Annotated in this window: 20 protein-coding genes and 1 pseudogene; 6 read left to right on the top strand and 15 right to left on the bottom strand. The window is 51.6% G+C overall.

Features of this window, described 5'->3' with window-relative positions; translation table 11 throughout:
• The first annotated feature begins 326 nt into the window (after positions 1–326).
• The 4 genes from PSHG_RS21795 to PSHG_RS21775 all read left to right on the top strand — a co-directional run bounded on the left by PSHG_RS21795 (position 327) and on the right by PSHG_RS21775 (position 5,913).
• Positions 327–1,301 carry an ABC transporter permease gene (locus tag PSHG_RS21795; protein WP_010277738.1) on the top strand — a complete coding sequence of 325 codons (975 nt, stop codon included), beginning with the start codon at positions 327–329 and terminating at the stop codon, positions 1,299–1,301.
• A 14-nt stretch (positions 1,302–1,315) separates the two neighbouring features.
• A complete protein-coding gene (locus PSHG_RS21790) occupies positions 1,316–2,200 on the top strand; it encodes a carbohydrate ABC transporter permease (RefSeq protein WP_010277734.1) in 885 nt (294 codons plus the stop codon).
• A gap of 214 nt (positions 2,201–2,414) precedes the next feature.
• Positions 2,415–3,935: an ABC transporter substrate-binding protein gene (locus PSHG_RS21785; RefSeq protein ID WP_010277730.1), complete on the top strand. Its 1,521-nt coding sequence runs from the start codon at positions 2,415–2,417 to the stop codon at positions 3,933–3,935.
• Positions 3,936–5,118: 1,183 nt separating this feature from the next.
• The gene (locus PSHG_RS21775; RefSeq protein ID WP_010277724.1) at positions 5,119–5,913 is read left to right on the top strand and encodes a MerR family transcriptional regulator; all 795 of its coding nucleotides are present in this window, start codon (positions 5,119–5,121) and stop codon (positions 5,911–5,913) included.
• A gap of 427 nt (positions 5,914–6,340) precedes the next feature.
• Here PSHG_RS21775 and PSHG_RS21770 read toward each other — a convergent pair whose 3' ends face one another.
• Positions 6,341–8,356, bottom strand: a complete 2,016-nt coding sequence (locus PSHG_RS21770; RefSeq protein WP_010277722.1) for an ABC transporter ATP-binding protein — start codon at positions 8,354–8,356, stop codon at positions 6,341–6,343.
• Positions 8,353–10,152, bottom strand: coding sequence for an ABC transporter ATP-binding protein (locus PSHG_RS21765; RefSeq protein WP_010277719.1), 1,800 nt, complete (start codon positions 10,150–10,152; stop codon positions 8,353–8,355). The genes PSHG_RS21770 and PSHG_RS21765 overlap by 4 nt, the downstream gene beginning before the upstream one ends.
• 312 nt (positions 10,153–10,464) lie before the next feature.
• Here PSHG_RS21765 and PSHG_RS21760 point away from each other — a divergent pair, with 312 nt between their 5' ends.
• Positions 10,465–10,995 (top strand): hypothetical protein, encoded by a 531-nt coding sequence (locus PSHG_RS21760; protein ID WP_010277718.1) that lies wholly within the window; start codon positions 10,465–10,467, stop codon positions 10,993–10,995.
• A gap of 365 nt (positions 10,996–11,360) precedes the next feature.
• On the opposite strand, the gene PSHG_RS21755 is transcribed toward PSHG_RS21760, so the two are convergent.
• The 13 genes from PSHG_RS21755 to PSHG_RS21700 all read right to left on the bottom strand — a co-directional run bounded on the left by PSHG_RS21755 (position 11,361) and on the right by PSHG_RS21700 (position 24,043).
• Positions 11,361–11,702, bottom strand: coding sequence for a hypothetical protein (locus PSHG_RS21755; protein ID WP_010277717.1), 342 nt, complete (start codon positions 11,700–11,702; stop codon positions 11,361–11,363).
• 146 nt (positions 11,703–11,848) lie between these two features.
• Complete coding sequence (locus PSHG_RS21750; RefSeq protein WP_010277714.1) at positions 11,849–12,817, bottom strand: nitroreductase family protein; 969 nt, start codon at positions 12,815–12,817, stop codon at positions 11,849–11,851.
• On the bottom strand, positions 12,818–13,399 hold the full coding sequence (locus PSHG_RS21745; protein ID WP_010277710.1) for a GNAT family N-acetyltransferase: 582 nt from the start codon (positions 13,397–13,399) through the stop codon (positions 12,818–12,820).
• On the bottom strand, positions 13,392–14,429 hold the full coding sequence (locus PSHG_RS21740) for a M14 family metallopeptidase (protein WP_010277706.1): 1,038 nt from the start codon (positions 14,427–14,429) through the stop codon (positions 13,392–13,394). The genes PSHG_RS21745 and PSHG_RS21740 overlap by 8 nt, the downstream gene beginning before the upstream one ends.
• Before the next feature lie 5 nt (positions 14,430–14,434).
• Positions 14,435–15,814 (bottom strand): adenylosuccinate lyase, encoded by a 1,380-nt coding sequence (gene purB, locus PSHG_RS21735; protein WP_010277703.1) that lies wholly within the window; start codon positions 15,812–15,814, stop codon positions 14,435–14,437.
• Between the two features lie 114 nt (positions 15,815–15,928).
• A complete protein-coding gene (locus PSHG_RS21730; protein WP_010277698.1) occupies positions 15,929–17,104 on the bottom strand; it encodes an amidohydrolase in 1,176 nt (391 codons plus the stop codon).
• Between the two features lie 199 nt (positions 17,105–17,303).
• A complete protein-coding gene (locus tag PSHG_RS21725) occupies positions 17,304–17,636 on the bottom strand; it encodes a 2Fe-2S iron-sulfur cluster-binding protein (RefSeq protein WP_010277695.1) in 333 nt (110 codons plus the stop codon).
• Positions 17,633–19,636, bottom strand: coding sequence for an L-aspartate oxidase (locus PSHG_RS21720; RefSeq protein ID WP_010277691.1), 2,004 nt, complete (start codon positions 19,634–19,636; stop codon positions 17,633–17,635). Before PSHG_RS21720 ends, PSHG_RS21725 begins: the two co-directional genes overlap by 4 nt.
• Positions 19,637–19,698: 62 nt before the next feature.
• Complete coding sequence (locus PSHG_RS21715) at positions 19,699–21,201, bottom strand: tripartite tricarboxylate transporter permease (RefSeq protein ID WP_010277689.1); 1,503 nt, start codon at positions 21,199–21,201, stop codon at positions 19,699–19,701.
• A gap of 51 nt (positions 21,202–21,252) precedes the next feature.
• Positions 21,253–21,807 carry a tripartite tricarboxylate transporter TctB family protein gene (locus tag PSHG_RS21710; RefSeq protein WP_010277686.1) on the bottom strand — a complete coding sequence of 185 codons (555 nt, stop codon included), beginning with the start codon at positions 21,805–21,807 and terminating at the stop codon, positions 21,253–21,255.
• Between the two features lie 5 nt (positions 21,808–21,812).
• Positions 21,813–22,868, bottom strand: coding sequence for a tripartite tricarboxylate transporter substrate binding protein (locus PSHG_RS21705; RefSeq protein WP_010277683.1), 1,056 nt, complete (start codon positions 22,866–22,868; stop codon positions 21,813–21,815).
• A 173-nt stretch (positions 22,869–23,041) separates the two neighbouring features.
• Positions 23,042–23,176, bottom strand: a complete 135-nt coding sequence (locus PSHG_RS31775) for a hypothetical protein (protein WP_262362390.1) — start codon at positions 23,174–23,176, stop codon at positions 23,042–23,044.
• A 174-nt stretch (positions 23,177–23,350) separates the two neighbouring features.
• Positions 23,351–24,043 carry a DUF1361 domain-containing protein gene (locus PSHG_RS21700; protein ID WP_010277680.1) on the bottom strand — a complete coding sequence of 231 codons (693 nt, stop codon included), beginning with the start codon at positions 24,041–24,043 and terminating at the stop codon, positions 23,351–23,353.
• Positions 24,044–24,378: 335 nt separating this feature from the next.
• Between PSHG_RS21700 and PSHG_RS32025 the strand changes: the two are divergent.
• A pseudogene (locus PSHG_RS32025) lies at positions 24,379–24,555 on the top strand (pentapeptide repeat-containing protein); the annotation flags it as partial.
• Positions 24,556–24,608: the final 53 nt, after the last annotated feature.

Raw genomic sequence — 24,608 nt, 5'->3', positions numbered from 1 at the left:
GAATATACCGGATGGCCTTTCTTTGTTACGTGTATTGCGTTTATGTGGTGTCCGAACGCCGTTATGCTGTCGAACCTGGCGCCGGGAGCGGCATGCGAAAAAAAACTTGAAATACCAGGCTTCAGACCCAATAATGTAGCGTTTCAGCAGTAAAGTACAAAATGAGGAGTCGCCATCTGAACAGAAGTACAATCTTTACAGTTTCGCTTTTTTCAGCACCCCCCTATAGTTGCCTTGAAGAGCGGTGTATCCCGGACGACAATAGTTTTCCTCGCCGCCTTCTTAAAGAGAAACCGAAAAACTGCAATAGGACTTGGGGTGACATTATGGACAAATCATCAGGCGGAACGCCGCAAGCGGTCCCGTCGCTTTCCCGGCCCCGCGGCAAGCTGGCTCGCGAATGGGAGCAGTTCAAAAGAAACAAAGAACTGTTTTTTCTATCCCTGCCGGGAATTTTGATTAAGCTTGTGATCAACTATTTGCCGCTTATCGGCCTGATCGTTGCTTTTAAAAACTATCGTTTTGATCTCGGGATTTTTGGCAGCGAATGGAACGGCCTGACCAATTTCAAATTTTTCTTCTCCTCGGAGGCAGCCTTTACCATTACTCGAAATACCGTGCTTTATAATCTCGGCTTCATCATTCTTACCACCACGGCTGCGTTGATTCTCGCTGTGCTGATGAACGAGGTGTCCGGCCGGTTTGTGAAGGTTTACCAGACAGCGTTGTTCTTTCCTTATTTCTTATCCTGGGTCGTTGTCGGTTACGTTACTCTGGCTTTTCTGGAGCATGAAAAAGGGTTCCTGTACCACCTCTTCTTAGCATTCGGATGGGATCCGGTTAATTGGTACATGGAAGCTGACAAGTGGCCGTTTATTCTGAATGGAGTTCAATTATGGAAGGCAGTGGGCTTCTCCGCTCTGATCTATTATGCGGGCATTGTCGGTATTAATCCCAGCTACTATGAGGCAGCGAAAATCGATGGAGCTTCCAAGCTTCAGATGGTTTTGCGCATCACTTTGCCGCTTCTAACGCCGCTTATCATCATTTTATTTATCATTGCGGTTGGCGGGATGTTCCGGGCGGATTTCGGATTGTTCTATTTCATACCGAACAATTCCAGTTTCCTGTATACGACAACGGACGTAATTGATACTTATGTTTACCGTTCGCTGCGTGATTTGGGCAATGTCGGAATGAGCGCTGCCGTCGGTCTGTACCAGTCCATCGTCGGATTTATTCTCGTGCTGACAACCAACTATATTATTAAAAAAATCAACAGTGAAAATGCATTGTGGTAGAGGGGGGCTCATGAATGTCAAATGACAACCCGAAATGGGCACAAGGGGTCATTCATTCCTTTTTTATAATGGTTACCTTGTGTATGGTCGTGCCGCTCCTGCTCGTTATTTCTATTTCCTTCTCGGACGAGGAAACGCTGATACGCGGAGGCTACAAGCTGTTTCCCGAGCAGTTCAGCTTAACGGCCTATGAAACGGTTTTTCAATATCCGGGTCAGCTTCTGAGAGCTTACGGAGTGACGATTTTCGTCACCGTGGCAGGGACGATTACCGGTTTGCTGCTCACCGCGATGATCGGTTATACGATTTCCCGCCGGGATTATCGCTACCGTAAAATTACAACCTTCTACATTTTCTTTACGATGCTGTTTAGCGGCGGCCTGGTTCCGTTCTATATTATGATGACCAAATATTTGCAGCTGAAGGATACGATATGGGTGCTGATCATACCGTATTTGCTCAACCCGTTCTATGTCATGATTATGAAGGGTTTTATGGACAAGATGCCGCTTGAAGTTATTGAATCGGCTAAAATTGACGGGGCGAACGAGTGGAAAATCTTCTTCCGTATCATTCTCCCTCTGGCTACTCCGGCGCTGGCTACCGTAGGACTTTTTATCGGCTTTACCTATTGGAACGACTGGTGGCTTGGGCTATTGTTTATTGATAACGAAAAGCTGGTGCCGCTGCAGCTGCTGCTGTATCGAACCATGAATTCCATTGAGTTTTTTGCGATGAATGCCCAGTATATTAGCGGCAATATTGATCTTTCCCAGTTCCCGAGCTTGTCCACCCGGATGGCGTTGGCGATTCTGGGAGCCGGTCCGATGCTGTTTGTGTTCCCGTTCTGTCAAAAATATTTCGTCAAAGGGATGACCGTCGGATCGCTGAAAGAGTAGCTTTATGAGATCTGGTTCCTGAACCGTGCGGAATTTGTGCAAAATGGAGTGGAATCCGAGTTAAGGAGGTGATGGCCGGTAGCGGATTTCGCTGGCAAGCTTTATTGTTCCGAACGGTGAAAAGGATATACCTTAAAGCATCTCGCATAGTCCCTTCCTTGTGGAAGCGCGGATTATGTAAACCACTCACCTATTAAAAAGGAGGCCATAAACAATGTCTAAGAGAAATAAATGGACATCAGGGTTAACCTTGCTTCTTTCCTCGGCTCTCGTGTTGAGCGCATGCGGTGGAGGCAAGCAGGAGGGAGGAACTTCCGGAGCGGGTTCCGAATCGTCGGACGATGAATTGAAACCGGTTGAATTGAGCTGGTATTATCCCCAATGGAGCACCCAGCCTGATTTGCAGTCCGTAGAGGATGCCGTGAATAAAATCACCAAGGAAAAAATCAATGCGACCATCAAAATGAACCCTATCGATGGCGGGAGCTATTCGCAAAAGCTGAACACCATGGTAGCTTCGAATGAAAAATTCGATATCGCCTGGACATCGTTCTGGAGCTTTGACTACGCGCAGAACGCCCGCAAGGGAGCTTTTGCTGAGCTGGATGATGCTATGCTGGACAAGTATGCGCCGAATTTAAGAGAGATTCTGCCTGATGTAGTATGGCAAGCCTTGAAGGTGGATGGCAAAACTTACGGCATACTTAACTATCAGACGATAACGAACCGGGAAGGATTTTTGATTCAAAAGAAATATGTCGACAAGTACGGCATTGATCCGGAAGCTATTAAAGAAGTGAAGGACATGGAGCCGTTTTACGAGAAAATCAAAGCAGACGAGCCGGATACGATTCCATTCTCGATGACTCGCGGCGGCAAATTTACCGGAATGAAGATCTCCTTTAATAACATGGAGCTTATTTCCAATCACGCCCTCATTGGCATATATCGTGACGATGCCGAGCTTCGGGTGGTGGATGTTGCGACTACTCCGGAGTATAAAGAATACCTTGACCTGATGCACAGCTGGTATAAAAAAGGCCTGATCAATCAGGATGCCCCGATGCTGAAGAGCGATAAAGAAAACTTGAAGGTTGGCAAAGTTGCTTCCTTCTTCCATAACGTATTGAAGCCGGGAAGAGAGCAGGAGGAGAAAACCTCCTTCGGCGGCAACGATGTAGTGGCCATTCCTATAACGGATCCGTTCGTTGGCACGGATACGATTATCCAGTCCATGCAGGCAATCAGCAAAACTTCAGAGAACCCGGAAAGAGCTCTCATGTTCCTCGATCTGTTGAATTCGGATCCGGAGCTGCTGAACCTTGTTGCATTTGGAATCGAGGATAAACATTATACGAAAATAGGCGACAATACGGTTAGAACAATCCCGGACGGCGGCTATGATCCTAACCAAACTTGGGTTTTTGGCAACGGGTTTATTTCATACCTGAGAGAGGGGCAGGAGCAGGAGATTCGCGACCAAACCCTGGAGGAAAATGAATCCGCCGACTCGTCCCCGATTCTCGGATTCGCCTTCGACCCTGAGCTGGTATTAACGGAGATCGCTAATATTCAAGCTGTGGGCGATCAATACGGGCCGCCTCTAAACACGGGAGCAGTCGATCCGGATGAAAAGCTGGAGGAATTCATTACGAAGCGCAAAACCGCCGGCATTGACAAAATCGTAGAGGAAGCCCAACGGCAACTCGACGAATGGATAAAGCTTAAACAGTAGGGAGCCAGCCGCTGTGGTGCAGGTTGTGCAAACCTGGTGCAGCGAGGAGCGTAGCTGTGGTGCAGGTTGTGCAATCCCGGTGCAGCGAGGAGTGTGGCTGTGGTGCAGGTTGAGCAATCCCGGTGCAGCGAGGAGCGTAGCTGTGGTGCAGGTTGAGCAATCCCGGTGCAGCGATGAGAGTAGCTGTGGTGCGGGTTGTGCAATCCCGGAGCAGCGAGGAGCGAAGCTGTGCTGCAGGTTGTGCAAACCTGGTGCAGCGAGGAGTGTAGCTGTGGTGCAGGTTGTGCAATCCCGGTGCAGCGAGGAGTGTGGCTGTGGTGCATATCCTCGGCGCAGCTTCAAGGTTTATTTGTTTAACCGCAGATGGTCTTCTGGGCATCTGCGGTTTTTTCTGTTTCTGTTCATTCATACCAGAACGCCAACCCCAAAATCCCGCCCCCAAACCTCTCGCAGGGTGTGCGGAGGCGAAATGTATGCGGAAACAGTCATGCCATTGAATTCTCAGGCACAACTCCCGAGATTTGTACGAAAACAGTCATGTCTTCTCCAGTTCTGGCACAACTCCGGCATGAAAATAGCCAAGGCTGGCAAGGTTCGCGGGCTGCGAGGGCTTGTTGCCTGCATTTTGTACGAAATGTCGTACAATTACATGGGGTTGAAGGGCGATTACCGGAGATTTGTATGAAACGTCATACAAATACAGGGGACTGAAGGGCAATTACCCAAGATTTGTATGACAAATCGTACAAATACAGGGGATTGAAGTGTGATTACCCAGGATTTGTATGACAAATCGTACAAATGCAAGGGCTTTAAGCTATTAAGCAGCTCCAGCCAGTGTTTCAGACGAAATTTCGTAGCAAGTTATGTGATTAAGGCTGATTACCCCCGATTACCCAAGATTCATCATGCGGGGCGGGGCGTGGCAGCGAGTGCCGAGGCGAAATGAGTGCAGAAACCCGCATAGAAACACCGCCGCAGCGAGTGCCGAGGCGAAATGAATGCGGAAACCCGCATAGAAACGCCGCCGCAGCGAGTGCCGAGGCGAAATGTATGCGGAAACCCGCATAGAAATGCCCACGCATGAAAGCCAGCGGCATAAAATCTTCCTGCAAATTCCGGCTTGAACCCTCCGTTACGTCCTATGCTACACTCGATTTATCAGCAGATGGAGGGATGAAATATGAAGCAGGAACCTACCTTTACTATTGGTGAATTTGGGCGGAAAGCACGGATTACGGTAAGAACTCTCCGTTTTTACGAAGAAATTGGTTTGTTGAAGGCAAGCAAGCAAAACGAATCCGGGCATCGATTGTACGGAATGTCGGAGTTAGCGAAGCTGCAGCAGATTCAAGCTTTAAAATTTTTAGGTTACCCCTTGCAGGAAATCAAAAGCTTGCTGGATGATGAAGAAGACTCTTTAACTCAATTAGAAAAATCACTGCCATGGCAGCAAAAGCTGCTGGAAGAGAAAAAGGAGCAGATCAACCGGGCGATTGAGGCAATCGAGCGTGTCCAGCGTTTAATGAAAGAAGGTCAACCAGTCACTTGGACCGTGCTAAGCTCGCTGCTTTTTCAAATGGAGCATGAAGAGGATCAGAAAGAATGGATACAGGAATATTTTTCTGAAGAGATAGCAGAGCAATTCTTTGCCTTATCCAAGGAGCAGCGGGAGCAGATGGATTTGGAGATGCTGGAGATACTGTCTAATGTAAAAGAGCTGATGAAGCGGGGAGTATCACCGGACACTCCGGAAGCTTTTAAAGTATTGGAAAGGTTGACGGAGCTGAGCGTTAGAAATGTAGAAAATAAAGAAGAGTTTGCGGACCAGTTAGAGAAAATGATGGAATCCGAGGACGTGGATCTCTCCGGTTTTCAGTTTCCTACTTTATTCACTTCGGAGGAGGAAAAGTATCTGCTGGATATTGGAGAAGCGATGGAGGCTCATTACCAAGAATATGAGGGTGAGGAAGACTGAGCGGGAGCTTCTTGGGTTGGTGGCAGCTCTGTGCCTAACCATATTGTGTAAAAGGTAGCTCAAGATGTGTTTGCCACCGTCCCGCGCCCTGCGGTATCTCCCAGCATGGTGCACAAGCGTAGGAACATTGCAATAAAAAACCCGAATACAATTCGTCTGAAATGAGTAGTACATGGCGGACTGTATTCGGGTTTAAACGTACATAAATTCCAATATTAAGCCCAAAACGAGGGTAGAGGTGAAAATGTAAACAATTTACGAAATTTCGTCAACGATGCACTAAACCCCAACGATGCACTAAACCCCAACGATGCACTAAACCCCAACGATGCACTAAACCCCAACGATGCACTAAACCCCAACATGTACTAAACTCCAACGATGTACTAACTTCAATCATGTACTGCCTGGGTGAGTACTACTAGTACTAACTCACTGCATACCATTGGGCTTGTGCTTTGAACATAGCGGCATATGTGCCTTTTCGGGCGATCAATTCATCGTGACTGCCGCTTTCCACGATTCGTCCCTGATCCATGACGATGATCCGGTCAGCCATCTTGGCGGAGCCTAGGCGATGGGTAACAAGTATCGCTGTCTGGCCTTTGGCGATTTCCGCAAACTGCTGATAGATGCGGTATTCCTCGAGCGGGTCAATCGCTGCCGTCGGCTCATCGAGAACGATCAGGCTGTGATTGCGGTATAATCCGCGTGCTATTGCTACACGCTGCCATTGGCCGCCGGACAGGTCGATCCCGTCAAATTCGCGAGAAAGCATTGTATCAAGCCCTTGAGGAAATGGCCCTTTCTCCAAGGTCAGCTCCGCTTGAGCCGCCGCTTGACGAAGCCTCGCCTCGCCGTCTTCGCCGCCCGCTGCTGCAACTTCGTTAGCGCCGTGGCCGTTGCTCGCCGTTGCACCGCTCGCTTTGCCGGCGCCGTCTTCGCCGCCCGCTGCTGCAACTTCGTTAGCGCCGCGGCTGTTGCTCACCGTTGCACCGCTCGCCTCGCCTGCGCCGTCTTCGCCGCCCGCTGCCGCAACTTCGCTGGCCCCGCTGCTGTTGCTCGCCGTTGAGCCGCTCGGCTTGCCGGCGCCGTCTTCGCCGCTGCCGCTGATGCGGATATTATCCGCCAGCGTCATCTGATAACGCTGGTAGTCTTGAAAGACGGCGGACATGCCGCGGTAGATGGAGGATGGCGAAATCTCCTTTGTACTCACGCCATCGAGAGCGACGTCTCCTTCGGTTGGCAGATACAAGCCGGTCAACACCTGTACCAGTGTCGATTTGCCGGCCCCGTTCTCTCCGACAATCGCAATCGTTTCCCCCTTGCGGATAGTCAGAGAGATGTCGGACAATGCATTCCGCTCCGCACCGGGATAGCGGAAGGAGACTTGGTCAGCAACGATTCCGCGCCCTGGATCAATCTCGCGGTCTTCTCCGCCACGCTCCGGAAGATCAAAGAAGCGGATAAAATTGCGAATGCTGCCGATATTGCGGGACAAGCTGCCGAAATGCTGAGAGACAATTTCCTGCATAACCGTGAACATAACGCCAATCGAGGCCAGCACCGCAGCGAACGCTCCAATCGTAATCACTCCACCCATCAGGGAGGTAAAGAGCAGGTACAGAACACCCATGTAGCCTGCTAAAGTGATCAGTTTCATCGCCAGCTCCATCATACCGGTGCGGAATTCGGCCTCCCATTTTTTCTTGCCAAACAAGGACAGGGCGCTCAGATATAAATCCTTGAAAAAATGAACCGCGCCGAGAAGCCGTGTCTCCTTGAAGTAAATCCGGTCCCCAATGCAGGATTCATAATACTCAAATTCACGGCGCAGGGGCGCGGAATGATCCTCCAATCTGGTAAACACCCGGCTCCGTAAATATTGATTAAACACTACCGGAACGAAGATAAGGACCAGGGAAAACGCAAGAACAGGCTCCAGCGTATACAAGTAAATTCCCAGGAACAAAAAATACGGCGTATAAAAGCACAGCAGACCAACGGACACAGAGATCAGAATAAAGCTGTTGTTCATCCCTTCCTTTGCTTTATTAATCTGATCAAGCAGCTCGGTGCTCTCGTAAGCGACAGGATCGATGCGGGAAGCTTTATTATGAATGCGGGCAGAGAGCGAGCCGGTGGCCTTATCTATAAATACCTTTGCCAAAAAATTAAACGTTCCGTTCAGTACTTCGGTGCCGATAAAAACAGCCCCCAGCAGCGCACCCATCCACAAGGCGGAAGTAATCGCCCCGGCCCCGATGCTTACGGCCAGATTCATTTCATCAAAAAACAATTGAAAAGCCCACGTCTGGGCGGCCATGCTTACCCCGAACAGGATGCCTAAGCCAATCATGACTAGTAAAAGCGCCGGAGAGGCTGAATACATCATAGGAAACAAAACGGTGAGCAGCCGAAAAGGCCCTGCTTGCTGCTTCATTGGTACCAACTCCTTTGCTTTTCATACATTTGTGCGTATACTCCGCCGAGTTCCATTAATTCCTTATGGGTGCCTTGCTCCAGCAAGCGTCCTTCACCGATAACGAGGATTTCATCCGCGAGCTTGGTGGAGCCGAGACGGTGGCTGATCATGAGCGAGGTCGTGCCTTGGCTTACGGCTTCAAATTCCTCATATAAGCGGCTTTCGCTAATAGGATCAAGGGCCGCTGTCGGCTCATCAAGAATGCGCACTGGAGCTGGGTTAAACACCGCACGGGCCATGGCGACCCGCTGCCATTCACCGCCGGATAAATCGGAGCTGTTCGATTTGATTTTGCCCAGCGCCGTATCTATTCCGCTAGCCAAACGCTCCGCGACGGCGGATAATCCGGTTTGCTCCACAGCAGCCTGTAAGCGAGTGGCGAATGCGGGCTCCATTTTATCAGCAGTTAAATCGCCCAAAGCAATGTTTTCCTTGAGTGTGATAGAATATTTGGCGAAATCCTGGTAGACCATGGAATAAAACGCTTTTAGCTCGCTGTAGCCGTATTCGGATAATTCCCGTCCGTTTAACAGGATTTCTCCTTCATAGCTGGAATAAAGACCGGTCATCAGCTTTGTTATCGTTGTTTTTCCGGCGCCGTTAATCCCTACTACAGCATAATGCTTACCCGCTTCCAAGCGAAAAGATAAACCTTGCAAAGTGGGCTGATCAGCCCCTGGATATGTAAAGTGAACATTGCGAAATTCCAGTGACTCAAAGACCGGCCGGTCGGCAGCCGGCTCATGATCTGCCCCTCGCGTTTCGTCCATCTTGGAGAACTGTGTCAAATCAACCATATACTCCGCATCACGAGCCATTTCATCGGCTAACCTTGTCAAGCCCCAAGACATAATCGAGACCAGATTAAAAATCGAGCTTGATAGTGAAATAAACATCCCGATACTCAAGCTTCCGGATACAGCGGGCGGGATGAGAAGGAAGACAATGATGGTGGAGAGTAAGGCGGTAATGATGCTTCCGCTCTTCATTTTCATGTACCATTTCATCTCTGTGCGAAGCTGAATTTTTCGCGCCGTTTCATACTGCTCATGCCACACCTGGTTAATGGCGCCGCTGTATTGAAAGATCGCGCGCTCGTTGACGGCGTCTCGTCCCATAAGCACTTTGGACAGATATTCGTGCCGGCGCTGGTACTTGGACGCTTCACGCGAAGCTTGGTAGTTGGCTTTTCCGCTCTTCATTGCGAGGTAGAACAGCGGCACCGAGATGGTCGTAATGACGAGTGCGGCCCACCACACCTGAGCAACCAGAATGGCGAGGATCCCGACTATGCGAAGAATCAAAGAAGCCGCATTGAGCACTCTGCTGAAAGCCAGCATGAGCTGATTTTCCGGATTTTTAGATACCCGGGAAATCATATCCCAGGACCCGGAATTTTCAATGTGCTGGTAAGCCAGCTTGGAGCGCTTGCTCAAAATAGCGGTACGGAATTGTTCACGCAGCGCCGTTTCCAGCCTTACCTTGACGAATTGGATGAGCTGCCCGGATACCCAAGAAAGAGCAATGAGCCCAGCAATCGCCCCGATAGGCCAATAGATTTCCCGGATAACAGCTTGGCCTTGAAATACAGCGACAGCCGTATCAATAAAGTAAGCGGTTGCGATGATTTGCAAGCTGGGCACGAGCCCGGCAAGCACCTTTTCCAGAACCATTAAAAAAGTCAGCCAGGGGGCGCATTGAAACGAGAGCTTAACGGAATCGAGAAGCTTGTAGGTTTTGGCTTCCAATTTCACGGGCAATTCTCCTTTTATCTATTAGATGTTATTCAAGCTAATACTGATCAGATAGAGATTCAAGCACATATTGATAACCGTGTTTTACTTTGCAAGGTTTACTTGCAGATGGTGAAGCGATAAGTTATTAATGCTTTTACATCAGTATTTTGCATAAATCCCAGCCGCTTATTTAATCAAACAAGATATGGATTAAAACCATAATACGGTAAGGGTCATGTGTTGGTTTCACCGCAAATTGGTACTATAGAACTAGTTTATCTAAAAAAAGGAAAATGAGAAAGTCGATTTTATGTCCATTAATTTTTTACAATGGCTGCTTTAGGGCTGCCTGTCGTGCTGATGCTCGTGGAGCTGAAAGGAATAGGAATGCACTCGGTTCATCTGCGTTATGAGGACCTGTATCGCTCATCCGGGGGAAGCATCGTCTTCGGGCTTTGTTTGGCAGGGTTTTCTCTCTGGTTTGTAAAAAATGTGTATGCGGGATATTGGGGAAGCAAAAGCATCTTTACTTATTTGACCCTCCCGGTCAGACGCGAAGCGTATTTTTTCGCCAAGCTATCGGCGTTTATGCTCAGTGTGCTGCTGCTCATCACCGCCCAGCTTGCGGGGGCCTGGTTGGGGTATTACCTGGTCGCCGGACACATAGAAAGAGTAAGCGGGGAAGAGTTTGTCGTGGCCAACGGACTTTTTCTGGCATTTATCCGTTCTGAGTTTTTTCGCTTATTGCTGCCTGTGAGCGATGGCGGGCTGCTGTTTTCTGCAAGCCTGTGGCTGGGGCTGGTTACGGGAATCTATTATTCGCTGCTTTGTGAACGAAGCCGCAACAGCGTTAAACAGTGAGAAGAAGGCAGCGGCGACAAAGCTGGCTGCTAGGACAGCAAAGGGACAAAGCGGGGCGGGGCGTTTGCTAGGTGCAAGGCGATACAGGTTGTTGGCCATTGCAGTCCGCCACAGGCCTTGTGGGCTGTTCGCTTTCACGCGTCGCGAATTTGCAGCTGTCCTTGCTAGCTGTCCTTGCCAGCTGTCCGCAGCTCAGCCTCGTTCCGCTGCCGATTCTAGCGCTCGCCATCCTCTTCAAGCCGTCATTCGCAGCCCTATTTCACTGCTATTTCGTGACCCGGCTGGGGAATATTGAGGCTAAGTTTGGACCAATAGCGGAGAATATGAGGCTGAATTGGACCGATAATGTTAACTATTTAGAGCTGTCAGCTAATGCGTTCACGGCGAAACCGGAGCAATACAGAAGTAAGGGAAAAGAATAAAAAGCTAATCCCTACCGCTAGCCATACTTTTTCACGGGTAAGGATACAGATGCTTGCTATAGCAGTAATTCCTGCACCATTAAAAATAATAAGCCTCAGCGCAATGCTGCGTACAAACCGCCCAAGCCCGTAAAGCAGCAGGCTTATCGCCAGATTTAAAAGATACATTGGAGGGGCGAGAGCCGCCAGAAAAACCGTTAGCAACAAAGACAGGACGGTAGCGTTAAAGACTATTTCTTTTTTCAACGAATTGGAGCTTAACTGGTCGGTCGTCGCTCTTTCCATAAAAACTTCCTTTAAATCTAACAACCGGATTGGTTTCCGGCTGTATGTGATTTTGTCGGCGAAAAATCTGTAACGCTAAAGCAATAAACTCTATCGTTATCGTTTAACATACTGCTGCCCCGAGCGAACTCACCGGAGCAAAGATTTTACTCGAGAACAAAGCCTATCTCCTTTAAAAATACAGCCAGATCCCGGCGCATATCATTCCCCCGGGCCATCCTTCTAGCAGTATGCTCTGACCAGCCGTATGGCGCAGTATCCTGTTCAGGATCCGGAGTCAGGCCTGGAATGTGAATTTTTCTGCCCTTATAAATATCCGTCTTCTGCATGACAGCATCATAAGCAGCGATACCTTCAGCTCGAGTTGTAGTGCTATATTTTTCCTCGTGTACAACGACGGATTGAGGCAACCTTGGCTTTACCTCGTTTTTGCTGGACGGGTAGCCTACAGCCAAGCCTATTGTGGCGAACACGCCGTCGGGAAGCTCAAGGAACTTGGCCACATCTCTGGCATGATTGCGGATCGCACCGACCATACAGCAGCCAAGTCCCATGCTTTCTGCGGCAAGGGCTGCGTTTTGACAAGCTAACGCGCTGTCGATAACGGAGATAAGCAGCAGCTCCAAGTAATTCGAACCGAAGGGATAGCCTTTTTGTTCCGTTACCCATTTATGCCGGGAGCTATCAGCACAAAAAGCGATAAACAAGGGAGCCTGTCCGATAAATCGCTGATTGTCACACAGCTCCTGCATTTTTTGCTTGCGCTCCGGGTCGCGGATGATTACTGCGCTCCACGATTGAAAGTTGGACGAGGTGGAGGCGCTTTGCGCAGCAGCCATCATCATTTCAACGGTGCCTTCGGGAAGCTGGCGCTCCGAGTCGAAGGAGCGGACGGACACATGGCGCGTGATTTGATCAATGACCGGTGTCCGCAAAGCTTCAAAAACTCGAAGACCGTCTACGGAGAAACGGTCTTTAACGGTTGTTTCCGTTTGGTCATTTGTCTGTGCCTGGTCACTCACCTGTGCTACGTCATTCGCCTGGGCTTGGGCATTTGCCTCTGATTTGGAAGGGGCCGGCCGATTGTCCAGCTGTTGGTCAAGTTCGCGCGGCATTTAGTTTTCCTCCTCTGACGGTCCGGTATGGAGCAGATCTTTTTTCATATATACGGTCGTATGCCCGCGGCCCAAGTCCTTGGTGCCCATAATCTTATAGCCGCGGCGCTCATACATTTGCACAAGCCAGGGGTGGGACTCTGCCGTCCCTAGAGAGACAGACGGACATTTCAAAGTGTCCCTTACGAAAACTTCCTCGCACCAGCTCATCGTCTCACGTCCAATGCCCTTCCGTCCGATATCCGGATCTGTGGCGAACCACCAAAGATGAGGCACACCGAAAGGACCTGGCTGCGGTCCCCATGGCATGCGTGCGGTAATTGTGGCAATAACCCGGCCGTTCTCTTCGCGGATCAGACAGATGTGATCGCGAATGTTTTTTTCCACCAGAGCCAGGTCAGCGTTAGCGGCAGCAAAATTAATGCCGAGTTCGCGAATCGGCTGATAAGCCCGCAGCGTCAGATCCAGTACGGCTGGCGCGTCTGCTGCTGTAGCTTGGCGGTATTCGCCCAGCTGAATAGCAGTGCGGTTCAGGGATGGGGTATTTCCTGGATTAGTAGTTCCGGAGCTTTCGTTATTCATCGATGTCTTCCTCCTGTTCCCAAGCCAATCCGACAAAAGCTACCCGATCTCCTGTATCGACAGGCGGGTTCTGACGGCTGGCAATGATGTACATATCTTCATCAGCAATAATTTCCTGGACGGTGCCGAACATATCGACGATGCGGCATACCCGTTCGCCGGCGCGCACCACGGTGCCCGGGGCCGCTCCATCGATGCACAGACCGCCGTGGTCTGTATAGAGAAAGCGGCGCCGGGTGATCGTTCTCGGCGCTGTATACGGTGCGGGGTCAGGGGCTTCCGGCCACATCTCTAGATCGTGCAGAACGGCAAGGAAGCCGCGCTCGCTGAAGGAGACAATTTCCGGCTGCAGAACGCCTCCCCAACCGAGCTCAGCCATAAATGCCGGAATGCCGTGAATCTGACACTGCACATCTAGAAAGCCGGACACATTGCCGGGCAGTTCATTCAAGGAGCCGCCCAGATCAACGCGGCAGTGAGCGGTAGCGCCGAATGCCCGGGCCATTCGTTCCGCCTGATCGCTGATTTCGCTACTGGCGGCGGGAATCCTTTTGAACACCGTATAAGGCAGAGCCTGAAAGTGAGTGCCTAACGTATGGCAATCAATCAGGTGGGTAGCCATTTCCTTAATGCGCTCGAATAGAAGATGCGCCAACCGCTGGGACAAGGTCCCGTTGGGATCGCCGGGAAACTGCATATCGAGATCCAGGCTGTCCTGCGGCGTATTTTTTTGCCGTGCTTGGAAAGCCAGCGGATTGGATATCGGAGTAGCGATAATCGCACCGGACAGCTTCTCCGGCTCGAGCGCCGGCAATAGATTGCGGATAGCCATCGGTCCGTTCAGCTCATCCCCGTGCACGGCGCCATTCAGCCACAGGCGGGGGCCGGGCTTGGCTCCGTTAACGATTAGCACCGGCATCAGCACAGGGCCGCGGTGGGATAGCTCGGCCACTTTTACCATACCCGTCACAAATTGACCCGGTTCTGCCTTTAACTCGCCCCATACGAGGGTCCGATTGTCGTAAGTCATTACGTTTATTCCTCCTCGTCCCGTTCAAGCCAGCCGGAGGCGTGGGCTGCTTCCAGCACCCGATCGACAGTTTCCGGTGCGCTGCCCAGATAAGTAGCCGGATTCATCAAATCCTCGAGCTCCTGTTCAGTTACCTTTTCCCGAACACGCTCATCATTCAGCAGCACCTCACGGAAAGGTATGTTTTGCTCAGTGGCCTGCATCGACAATTCATAAACGACTTCATGCGCGGTTTGTTTGCCGAGCTTTTTCGCCAGTGAGAACATCACTCTTTCCGATAAAAGCAGGCCTCCCAGCAGATTAAGATTGCGCATCATTTTGTCGGGCTTGACGATCAAGCCTTTTAAGATCGCCTGGGCGGAAGCGAGCTGTGAGGAGAGATAGATACAGCTTTCCGGCAGCGCAATCCATTCTCCGCGCCAGGACATGGCATCACGCTCATGCTCCACGATCATCGCCTCCTGGGCAAGAGAGGCGTTATAGCGGATCGGCTTGTTCAAGCTGGCGAGCCCTTCCAAAGCAGCGGGATTACGCTTGTGCGGCATGGTGGTCGAACCGATCTTGCCCGCGGTGAATGGCTCCTCCACCTCGTCGATCTCGGTACGCATCAAATTGTAAAATTCATTTGCCATTTTGGCTAATGTAGAGCTGATCATCCCAAGCAGGCCTGCGTATTCAGCAGATCGATCTCGTGAGGAATGCCAGCAAATATTAGGGCTGTTAAGGCCCAGGCGCTGCATGGTCCGGCGCTCCACCTCGGGACCAAGCGGCCCGAATGAGGCATGGGTTCCTACCCCGCCCCCCAACACACCGGTAAACACACGGGCTTCCGCTTCGCGCAGGCGGTCAAGATGACGGATGACTTCATCCAAAATAACGGCAATCTTGAAGCCAAAGGTTGTCGGCAGCCCCTGCATGCCGTGGGAACGACCGGCCATCGGGGTGTCCCGATGCTCCCGGGCGAGGCGTGCCAGCTCCCGGGCGACACCGCGCAGACCGCGAACAATGAGGCTGTGAGCTTCTTTAAGCTGCAGCATCATACCCGTGTCTACAATATCCTGGGTGGTGGCTCCGAAGTGAACCCATTCGCCGTGCTCCGGGCCGCTAAGCTTTTGCAAGGCTTTCAGGGTAGGCATTAACGAATGCTTGACTACGAGTACCTCGTCGGCGATAGCCTGCACGTCTAACAGCTCAACCTTGGCATGGCTGGCGATAGCTTCCGCCGCTTCTTTCGGAATTAAACCGACTTCCGCTTCGGCTAGTGCAAGGGCCGCTTCCACATCCAGATGTTTTTGCAGGCGGTTTTCATCCGACCAGATTTCTCTCATTTCAGCGGTTCCGAACAAATTTTTTAGCATAATCATATCGATTACGTGTGAAGGCATGGCAATGCTTCCCCCTTAAGTGCAAGTAATTATAAAAAGTAACGCGGCATACAGCAGACGCGGTTACCCAGGCAATAGGTAAATGCGTGCAGCCTCGAGCCGGATTCCAGCTTATTACTTCATTTGTACAGAAGCGAGAGCAAGCACAGCTGCTTCTGCGAACAGTGCGGCGCTGACAGCCAGTGCGTCCTCGTGCAGGGTGAATTTCGGATGGTGCCACTCTTCCGTACCCGATGTTCCCATCCAGATAAAGCATCCGGGGACTTTTTCTTGGTACAGCGAAAAGTCTTCTCCGCCCATCGTCGGCGCGGCTTCGACTACATTCAGCCCTTGGGCTAAAGCGGCCGATCTCATGATTTCCGTCATCTCGGAATGATTATTCACGGCAGGAATGCACGGAATCCATTTGAGCTCCGCTGCTGCGCCATAGCCCTGGGCAACGCCTTCCGCGATTCTTTGCATGAGTGCAGGAATTCGTTCTCTCGTCTCTGGCTGGAAGGTGCGCACGGTTCCTTCAAGTATGGCGCTGTCCGGTATAACATTCCAGGTGGATCCGGCTTCCAGTCTGCAGACGCTCACTACAGCGGAGTCGAGCGGACTGACATTGCGGCTGACCAGGGACTGCAGCGCGGTAACAATGGCAGAGCTTACGACAACAGGGTCAATGGCGCTGTCAGGAATGGCGGCATGCCCGCCTTTGCCGCTTACGCTGATTTCGAAGCGGTCAACACTTGCCATTAAAGGACCGCTGCGCAGCCCGATGGTGCCTACGGGAAGCTCGGGTTTATTATGCATGCCCAGCACGGCATCGACACCGTTTAGGGCTCCGGCGGCAATCAGCTCTGCTGCGCCAACCGCTCTTTCTTCAGCCGGCTGGAACAGCAGGCGGATTTTGCCCTTGAGCTGCGGCGCCTGTTTTTGCAGCAGCGCAGCGGCGCCGATGATCGAAGCCGTATGAAAATCATGACCGCACGCATGCATCTTGCCGGGGATAGTGGAGGAAAAGGGGAGCCCGGTTTCCTCTTTGACCGGGAGGGCGTCGATATCGGCGCGCAGAGCAATGGTCGGTCCAGGCATAGCCCCCTCGATCTCGGCGACTACACCGGTTTTAAGCCCGAGCTCCAGAATGCGTATACCGTCGATTTCTTCCAGCCACCCGCGAATGCGGCGGGTAGTTTCGAATTCCTCCTGGGATAGCTCAGGATGCTGATGCAGCTCGCGGCGAATCTCCACAAGCTTTGGCTGTAATCGGCCGGCTTCTTCTCGAAAAGTGGACGCAGTGATCGTCATGGTACCATTCTCCTTTATCTGTTGAAATCGGGATGACCGGTGGGTGGTGATAATCAACGGCCAAATGTCAAGCAGCGTCTGCTCGTTACAACCTCTTTAATGAACTAACTGAGCTGTAAAGGACAAAGCCTGAAAATGAGATTGTTTATATGGAAAACTCAAAAACTGAAATGGAATTACCAAAAATAAAAAACAGGAGCTACGCGGGATCCTCCGGCCAAAAGTCCTTGGTCGTCGGCATCGCCGGCTCGAGCACAAGCACGTTATCGTCCCCGGGGACAAGCGTGCGGCAGGACAAGCTGTTGCGTCCGTTCAGCTTCACTAGGCAGCTTCCGCAAAATCCGCGCTTGCAGGCATGATCATAAAAGGCAAACGAGCCGTCTATTTCATCCGCTACCGTTCTCATCAGATCGAGGACGGTCATTCCTTCGCGGTATTTCACTTCATAAGTTTGCATGTGATAGTCAGTCTTATCTGGCTCTTTGCGGGCCAGCTGGCAAGTAATGATGCGCGGTGCCTTTTCCTGGCTCATGACGGGGAACCGCCCTCCTTCCCGTGGCGCAGCCCTCGGATGCGGATCGCGCTGTCAAGCTGCGCAAGCTCCGCGAGCTCCACGATCTCCGCAAGCTCAGACCCCCCCGCAACTTCCGCAAGCTCCGAAACCTTGGCAATTTCCGCAAGTTCGGCAACCTCCGCTAGAGCACGCTTCTTCCCGACTGGGGAAGCGCCGTCTGGCGCCGCTGCAGGCGCTGCGTCAATAACCGGCTCCGGACAGGCACCCGGGCAGTCAGGCGCTTCTTCCTGCGCCTTATCCTGGGCCTTATAGGCAAGCGCATGGGCGGCTGCTTCGTGCGCCATTAGCCGCCGCGTGCTTCCCCGCCCGGAAGCTTCGAGGCGGACGGTCAGGCTGCACGCCCACGCCTCGCTCCGCTCCGGGAAGTCGAGCCGCACATGCGCGCCTCGCGTCTCGCGACGAGCCAGCGCAGCATTAGCGACACACCAAGCGGTGTCGATCATGTTGCGCAGCTCCAGCGCCTTGGCGAGATCGCGGTTGTATGCGAGCGCCGTATCGCGCGCCGCGAAGCGCTCGCGAGCCTCTGCGCGCAGCTCGCCGAGCCGCTTCACCGCAAGCGAGAGACCCGCGGCGGTGCGCGTCGCGCCTACATGCTGCTGCATCAGCGACTGGACCTCGGCCCAACCCGCTTGCGGCGGGTCGCCTTGTCCAGAGCGTTCCAGCAGCTTGCGCGCCGGCTCGAGCGCGGCTTCCTCGGCGGCGCGAGCTTGCCCGGCTGCCGGCTGCAGCGGGTGCGCCAGGGCGTAGGCGGCGGCGCGGCTGCCGGCGATCGCTCCGAACACTTGGTTTTCGGAGAGGGCATTGCCGGCCAGCCGGTTGGCGCCGTGGATGCCGCCCGCACATTCACCCGCGGCAAACAAGCCGGGCAGGGTTGTCGCGGTATCGGGAGAGATGCGCAAACCGCCCATGAAATAATGGGCGCCTGGCGCTACTTCCCGCTCCTGCGCGTCGGCCGGCAGGCCGGTGTCCTGCAGCAAGCGCTGCTGCATTTGCGGGAAATCATCCGGGTTCATGCCGCGCGTGCTGATCCACAACCCGCCGTTATCCGTTCCGTTGCCGGCGGCGATTTCCTGTGACATGATGTTGGACAGCACATCGCGGGTGGCTTCCCGCAGAGGACCAACTCCATACCGGTCCCAAAAATCCTCGCCGTGCCGGTTCAGCAGTCTGGCCCCCTTAGGGATCAGGATACCGGAATTAAACATCAGGCCCCTTGCTCCCGGGGGGGAAACCAGGACAGAAGGATAGTGCTGGACGAATTCCATGTCGACCAGCTCTGCTCCTGCTCTAAGAGCAATAGCGTAGCCGTCGCCGGTAGCCTCGAACGGGTTGGTGTTTAATTCATAAATTTGACTTCCTCCGCCTGTGGCCATAATGACGGAAGGAGCTTCGTAAATTCGCAATTCGCCTGTTGGCAGATGCAGGGCGCAGGCACCCCGCACCTGGCCCTGAGCGACAATCAGATCCGTGACGAGTGTGAAGGAATGGATAGGGATGGAGGCCTGTTTTACCGCTTTAAGCAGTGCCCGGATGATTTCCCTTCCGACCACATTTTTGACGTGAACGGCCCGAGAATACGTATGGCCGGCCAGCCAACCAAGGTGAGGCTTGGGGCTGCCGGCTTCATCAGGATCAAAATTCACTCCGAGCTTTTGGGCATAGGCTACCGCATGTCCGGCTTGTTCAGCGAGGACCCGGACAAGCCGTGGGTCGCTGATTCCTTCGCCGGATCGCATAATATCCTCGGCAAACACCTGCGGGCTGTCACCGGGAACGGGATCTGGCAGCACGGCGCAGAAGGAGTAGTGTGCGGATAACGTTCCGCCAGAGCGATGCGCTTCTCCCTTGGACAGCACAACAGGCCTGGCGCCTTGCTCGGCAGCTGCGAGGGCGGCTCTCAGGCCGGCTCCTCCGCTGCCAATAATAATAACGTCATACCTTTCCCTCGTAATGTTCACGAGAAAATCAGCCCCTTTTTCTCGTAGTCATAGTGATTTAAGTTATTAGACATTCTTGCAGCTTAAGCAGTCTTCCTGCCCATAATAGCCCGCTGCGCCTTTCTAAGAAGCGGCCAGAAGGTAACCAGCAAGCCTATGGCCAGCAGCGTTCCCGAAATAGGACGTGTAAAAAAGGATAGCATATTGCCCTGAAACATCAAGGCCGACTGGTTAAGCGTGTTTTCCAGGATAGGTCCGAGAATGATGCCGAGAATAAGCGGGGACGGCTCCATTTTTGCTTTGCGCAGCATGTACCCGATAACTCCGAATACCATAAGGACAACGACATCAAACATATTGTTATTAACCGAATAAGCGCCAATAATACAAAACATCATAACCAAAGGCATCAACACATTTACGGACATATGTGTGACCTTCGCCCACATGCCAACTAGCGGCAGGTTAAGAACTAGCAGCATAACATTACCAATATACATGCTGGCAATAACCGCCCAGAACAAGGTCGGATGCTCGTTCATCATCAAAGGCCCGGGAGTAACGCCGTGAATCATAAAGGCACTGAGCAAAATGGCGGGCAGCGGAGAGAAAGGAACGCCAAGCGAAAGCAGGGGAACCAATGTCCCTGTGCTTGCACCGTTGTTGGCAGCTTCCGGGGCAGCCACTCCTTCTATCGCCCCTTTACCGAATTCTTCAGGGCGTTTGGAGAGGCTTTTCTCCATTTTATAGGCAGCATACGTGCTGATAATAGACGAAGGTCCGGGAATAAGACCCATCAAGAAACCAAGAAAGCCTCCGCGCATAACAGCGGGGGTGCTGCGTTTAATGTCTTCCTTGGTTGGCATCAGATTGCGCAGCCGCAAATCGGCTTTTATCGGTTTTTTATAGCTTGCTTCCATTGCATTCAACACTTCAGACATCCCATACAACCCCATAATGATTGGAATAAAGTCAAGTCCATCGATCAGATGGGGGGAATTGAAGGTCAATCTGAGCGTACCGCTTGCCTGGTCAATCCCGATCAAGGATAGGACGACTCCCACGGAAATCATCAAATAGCTGCGGACGATCGAGGTGTCCGACATCCGTGAAAGCACGAGCAGGCCAACGAGGACAATGGCAAAATATTCGGGCGGACCGAAACGAATAGCCGCACCAGCCAAAGTAGGCGCCAGAAAAGTAAGTAAAATGATGCCGATCGTGCCGGCTACAAATGAAGCAAGAGCCGCTATGGCCAAAGCAGGGCCGGCACGGCCTTTCTGCGCAAGCTTGTATCCGTCTATACAGGTGACTACCGATGAGGCTTCACCGGGAATGTTCACAAGAATGGACGTTGTCGATCCACCGTACATTCCTCCGAAATATATACCGGCTATCAAAATCAAACCGGCTGTAGGTTCCATCATCAGGGTGACGGGCAATAGCATGGAGATGGCACCGACCGGACCTAGTCCGGGGAGAACGCCGACAAGCGTCCCGAGAGCGACCCCCAGCAAACATATCAATAAATTGCCTATAGAAAAGGCGGAGGCCACTCCAGCCAGTATATCTTCAAAACCGCTCATTTCAACAGCTAACCTCCTATTCCTTCCCAGTAGTTAATTAAGTAGAGCCGTTCAGAACCAGAGGCCGTCTGGCAAGGGGATACCCATCCATTTTTCGAAGACTAGCCAGGTCACCAGAGCGGTGCCTATACCTAACCACAATATTTTCCACCTGCGCAATCCCAGCAGAAAACCGGCAGCAGCCACACAAACCGCTGAAGCCAATGTGTATCCTAACAAATAAGTCAAAACGACAAAAAGCGCAAACACGCCAGTCATAGCAGCAACACCCTTAAGGTTAAAGGTGTCGTCATCATTCTCAGCTTCTTCAGCAGCTTTGACGGCTTCGGCGGCGTTGAGATTATCTATAGATTCGGCAGACGTTACCGTTTTGGCGGGAGGGGTCTGCTCCAAATTCTTATTTTTAAAGCGTTCCCAAAACAACGAGATAAGCAAAATCAAGCTGAGCAAAGTTAACAGGCTGCCAAAAATAATCGGGAAAAAACCCGGGCGGAGATTACTGATCGAGCCAAAGGGTAAGCCTCGGGACTGCCACAGAGTGAGCAGTCCCAAGATTAAGGTCAGTGTACCCGTAATCATCCGCGTGCGGAAAACTAATGGGGTCATCTTCATTATTCCACCATACCTAGCCGCTTATAGAGCTCGCCGGTCACTTCGTACCAGGCGTCTACTTCTTCACGGGCCTCGGCTCCGTTCTTGTAGCTGAGCTGGTAACCGGCTTGCTCCATTAACTGCTTGAAGCGGTCGCTTTCGTATACTTCTTTAGTTAGTTCATCAATTCTCGCTACAATTTCCTCAGGTGTGTCATTAGGGACGATAATAAAGTGACTGGCTCCTCCGGTCGTGATTGGAACTCCCATCTCTTCCGGGGTAGGGACATCGGGAAGGGCGTCGATACGCTCATCCGTCATTACAGCCAGGGCTCTAAGGTCACCGGACTTCAATTGGCCCTGCACCTCGGGGAGGTTCATCAAAGCCGACTCCACATGGCCGCCTAACACGGCCGGAAGCAGTGGACCGCTGCCTTGGAAAGGGACGTGATTCAGCTCGATTTCTCCGCCTTCCTCCAGGATATGGGCCGTTAATGCAACAACGGTACCTTCACCGGGATTGCCAATAGTCAGCTCTCCCGGTCTGGATTTGGCTGCTTCAACGAAATCCGTCAGCGTCTCAAGCGGAGAGCTGCTTGGAACAACAAGTACAGTCGTCATTTCACCGACTTTGTTAACGATCGTGAAGTCATCCTTGGTGTATTGAGCCGGGGTAATATGAAGCGATGAGGACATATGCCCCGTTGCCGCCCACAGCCAAGTGTATCCGTCAGGCTTGGATTTGACGAGATCATAGTTGCCGATCGTACCTGAACCGCCGCCTTTATTCACCACAGTAATCCGCTCATCAATAATCTCTTCTTGCGCGGCAGCATCCACAAAAGCGCGGGCCAAAATATCCGATACACCGCCGGCATTAAATGGTACAATCATTTGGATAGGCTTCGTTGGAAAGTCAGGAGCAGGGCTGGAGGCTTCATTACCGCCAGAGCCGCCGTTTCCGCCCGAATTATTTCCACCGCCAGCCTGTCCGCCGCCATTATTCGCACAGGCTGCTAAAAGCCCGATAATCAGCATAAAGACAAAGATTTTGGATAAATGCTTAATGTTTTTCATGATTGCATGTTCCCCCTGTACAAGATTGACTGTCCGCAAGTCCTGTCTTTCAATTCATACATCTCTGATCGGATTTATCCGAATGATATTAATAGTATTGCAATTCCAGGAGACTGTCAATATCCATCCATGATCTTTTTAGACAAAAATCGACTTTTTCCGCTTTGCCTGTTTTAATCGATCGTTTTGTAGTTATTATGGCAAAATGCGGCTTGCTGATACATAATCTCTCGCCACGCGCCGGGTGTTTGCTGCATGACCGTTTTCACACCGCGCGCAGCTCCCGGCACGCCGGTGTTTCGCCACATGACGCCGGTCGCTTGACTACATGACGCAGCGGTCGCTGACCACATGACCGGCGATCGCTTGTCCACATGACGCGGATGGTCGCTCGACCACATGACGCAGAGGTCGCTTGTCCACATAACGCGGCGGTCGCTCGATCAGATGATCGATTGAGCCAGGTGCAGTCTTATCCGCTTTCACCTGTTTTGTTTTGGCGGATCGTGACTATCTGTTGCTGTAAGACCTTGAATAAGAAAATAACTCATGGCGATAAAGATGCCAAACACGAGAGATAGCTTCAAATGCTGAAAAGTTACTGATAGCAGCATTTCCTGCAGTACCTGAAGAGGCTCATGCAGTACGTCCCAGCTGTTCCAGCGTTGGATTCGTCCGAGATATACGCCAAACCCGCTCAGCATTGAGATGAAGACAATAAATAAAGCAGGGTAGCGGCCTATCAAGCTCTGACTATATATTCGCAACACCTGGTGGATGGAGGCATAGCCCAATGCAATGCCGCAAAGCGCAAATTGAAAAAGCATAAACAGATCGTACCAGTAGGTCATGCTGGCTCTGCCCTGCACCAAATAGATGTAGGGATGGAATAGAAGATGGACGAGATCAGTAACCAAATACCACGTATTGGGTAAAAACAGCAGCCAGACGACAAGCACAGGCCAGGCTGCGATTGGATGCAGGCGCCGGGCGTAATATACAACCCAGGTCAGCGCAAAGGGAATCCAGGCCAGCCATAAATTCCAGGCTAAAAAACGGTGCATGGAGCTATCTAGAAACAGCGGCCTTGCCACCAGGAGAACGAGACAGAACAGAGCGTAGCCGGTTACGAACAAAAATCGTTTAGTAAAAGGAAACTTCGAGAAATGAGGCATTAAATCCCTCCGTGTCAACGTCAGAAACTTATATAACCGTTTAAAACAGATTGCAAAAAGAACTGCTACAATGGAACCTGTAAAGATAACTTAGATTTCGAATGGCTTGTATACCCAGTTTACCATATTCCCTGCTTTGTAAGCTTGACAACTCATGTTAAGTAGTTCATTTTTCCTTTAGTTCGCAATAAGATTGCGTGGAAAGGTACGGTTTTGAAGATTGACCCGAGCCTGGGCAGCAAAGAAAGGCGCTTTTTACATAAATCAGGCAAGCCATCTTATTATTAAATCAGGCTTAGCCAACTTATATAGTAAGGAGGGAATTTGCGGAGACGATGTTTAAATTTATTAAAAAGAAGCAGACAAACTCAAACCAGAAAAATCCAGAACAAGCAAATTCAAACCAGACAAACTTACAACAAGGCCCGATGCGGACAGACTCAAGCCAGACAAACCTAGACCATACAGACCTAGACCATACAGACCTAGACCATACAGACCTAGACCATACAGACTTAAACGAGCCTTCCTTAAATAGGAAGCCGTATAATGTCAGGGGCGGAAA

The organism is Paenibacillus senegalensis JC66, from assembly GCF_000285515.1.
In the GTDB taxonomy this organism is placed as follows: Bacteria; Bacillota; Bacilli; order Paenibacillales; family NBRC-103111; genus Paenibacillus_L; species Paenibacillus_L senegalensis.
This window is presented reverse-complemented; position numbering and strand designations above follow the sequence as displayed.

Coding starts and splice junctions, on each gene's coding strand:
- PSHG_RS21770 (WP_010277722.1), bottom strand. CDS start 8,356: ATGAAGCAGCAAGCAGGGCCTTTTCGGCTGCTCACCGTTTTGTTTCCT.
- PSHG_RS21700 (WP_010277680.1), bottom strand. CDS start 24,043: ATGCCTCATTTCTCGAAGTTTCCTTTTACTAAACGATTTTTGTTCGTA.
- PSHG_RS21730 (WP_010277698.1), bottom strand. CDS start 17,104: ATGACGATCACTGCGTCCACTTTTCGAGAAGAAGCCGGCCGATTACAG.
- PSHG_RS21745 (WP_010277710.1), bottom strand. CDS start 13,399: ATGAATAACGAAAGCTCCGGAACTACTAATCCAGGAAATACCCCATCC.
- PSHG_RS21755 (WP_010277717.1), bottom strand. CDS start 11,702: ATGGAAAGAGCGACGACCGACCAGTTAAGCTCCAATTCGTTGAAAAAA.
- PSHG_RS31775 (WP_262362390.1), bottom strand. CDS start 23,176: ATGTGGCGAAACACCGGCGTGCCGGGAGCTGCGCGCGGTGTGAAAACG.
- PSHG_RS21760 (WP_010277718.1), top strand. CDS start 10,465: ATGGCTGCTTTAGGGCTGCCTGTCGTGCTGATGCTCGTGGAGCTGAAA.
- PSHG_RS21775 (WP_010277724.1), top strand. CDS start 5,119: ATGAAGCAGGAACCTACCTTTACTATTGGTGAATTTGGGCGGAAAGCA.
- PSHG_RS21710 (WP_010277686.1), bottom strand. CDS start 21,807: ATGACCCCATTAGTTTTCCGCACGCGGATGATTACGGGTACACTGACC.
- purB (WP_010277703.1), bottom strand. CDS start 15,814: ATGCCTTCACACGTAATCGATATGATTATGCTAAAAAATTTGTTCGGA.
- PSHG_RS21740 (WP_010277706.1), bottom strand. CDS start 14,429: ATGACTTACGACAATCGGACCCTCGTATGGGGCGAGTTAAAGGCAGAA.
- PSHG_RS21790 (WP_010277734.1), top strand. CDS start 1,316: ATGTCAAATGACAACCCGAAATGGGCACAAGGGGTCATTCATTCCTTT.
- PSHG_RS21725 (WP_010277695.1), bottom strand. CDS start 17,636: ATGAGCCAGGAAAAGGCACCGCGCATCATTACTTGCCAGCTGGCCCGC.
- PSHG_RS21750 (WP_010277714.1), bottom strand. CDS start 12,817: ATGCCGCGCGAACTTGACCAACAGCTGGACAATCGGCCGGCCCCTTCC.
- PSHG_RS21785 (WP_010277730.1), top strand. CDS start 2,415: ATGTCTAAGAGAAATAAATGGACATCAGGGTTAACCTTGCTTCTTTCC.
- PSHG_RS21705 (WP_010277683.1), bottom strand. CDS start 22,868: ATGAAAAACATTAAGCATTTATCCAAAATCTTTGTCTTTATGCTGATT.
- PSHG_RS21715 (WP_010277689.1), bottom strand. CDS start 21,201: ATGAGCGGTTTTGAAGATATACTGGCTGGAGTGGCCTCCGCCTTTTCT.
- PSHG_RS21795 (WP_010277738.1), top strand. CDS start 327: ATGGACAAATCATCAGGCGGAACGCCGCAAGCGGTCCCGTCGCTTTCC.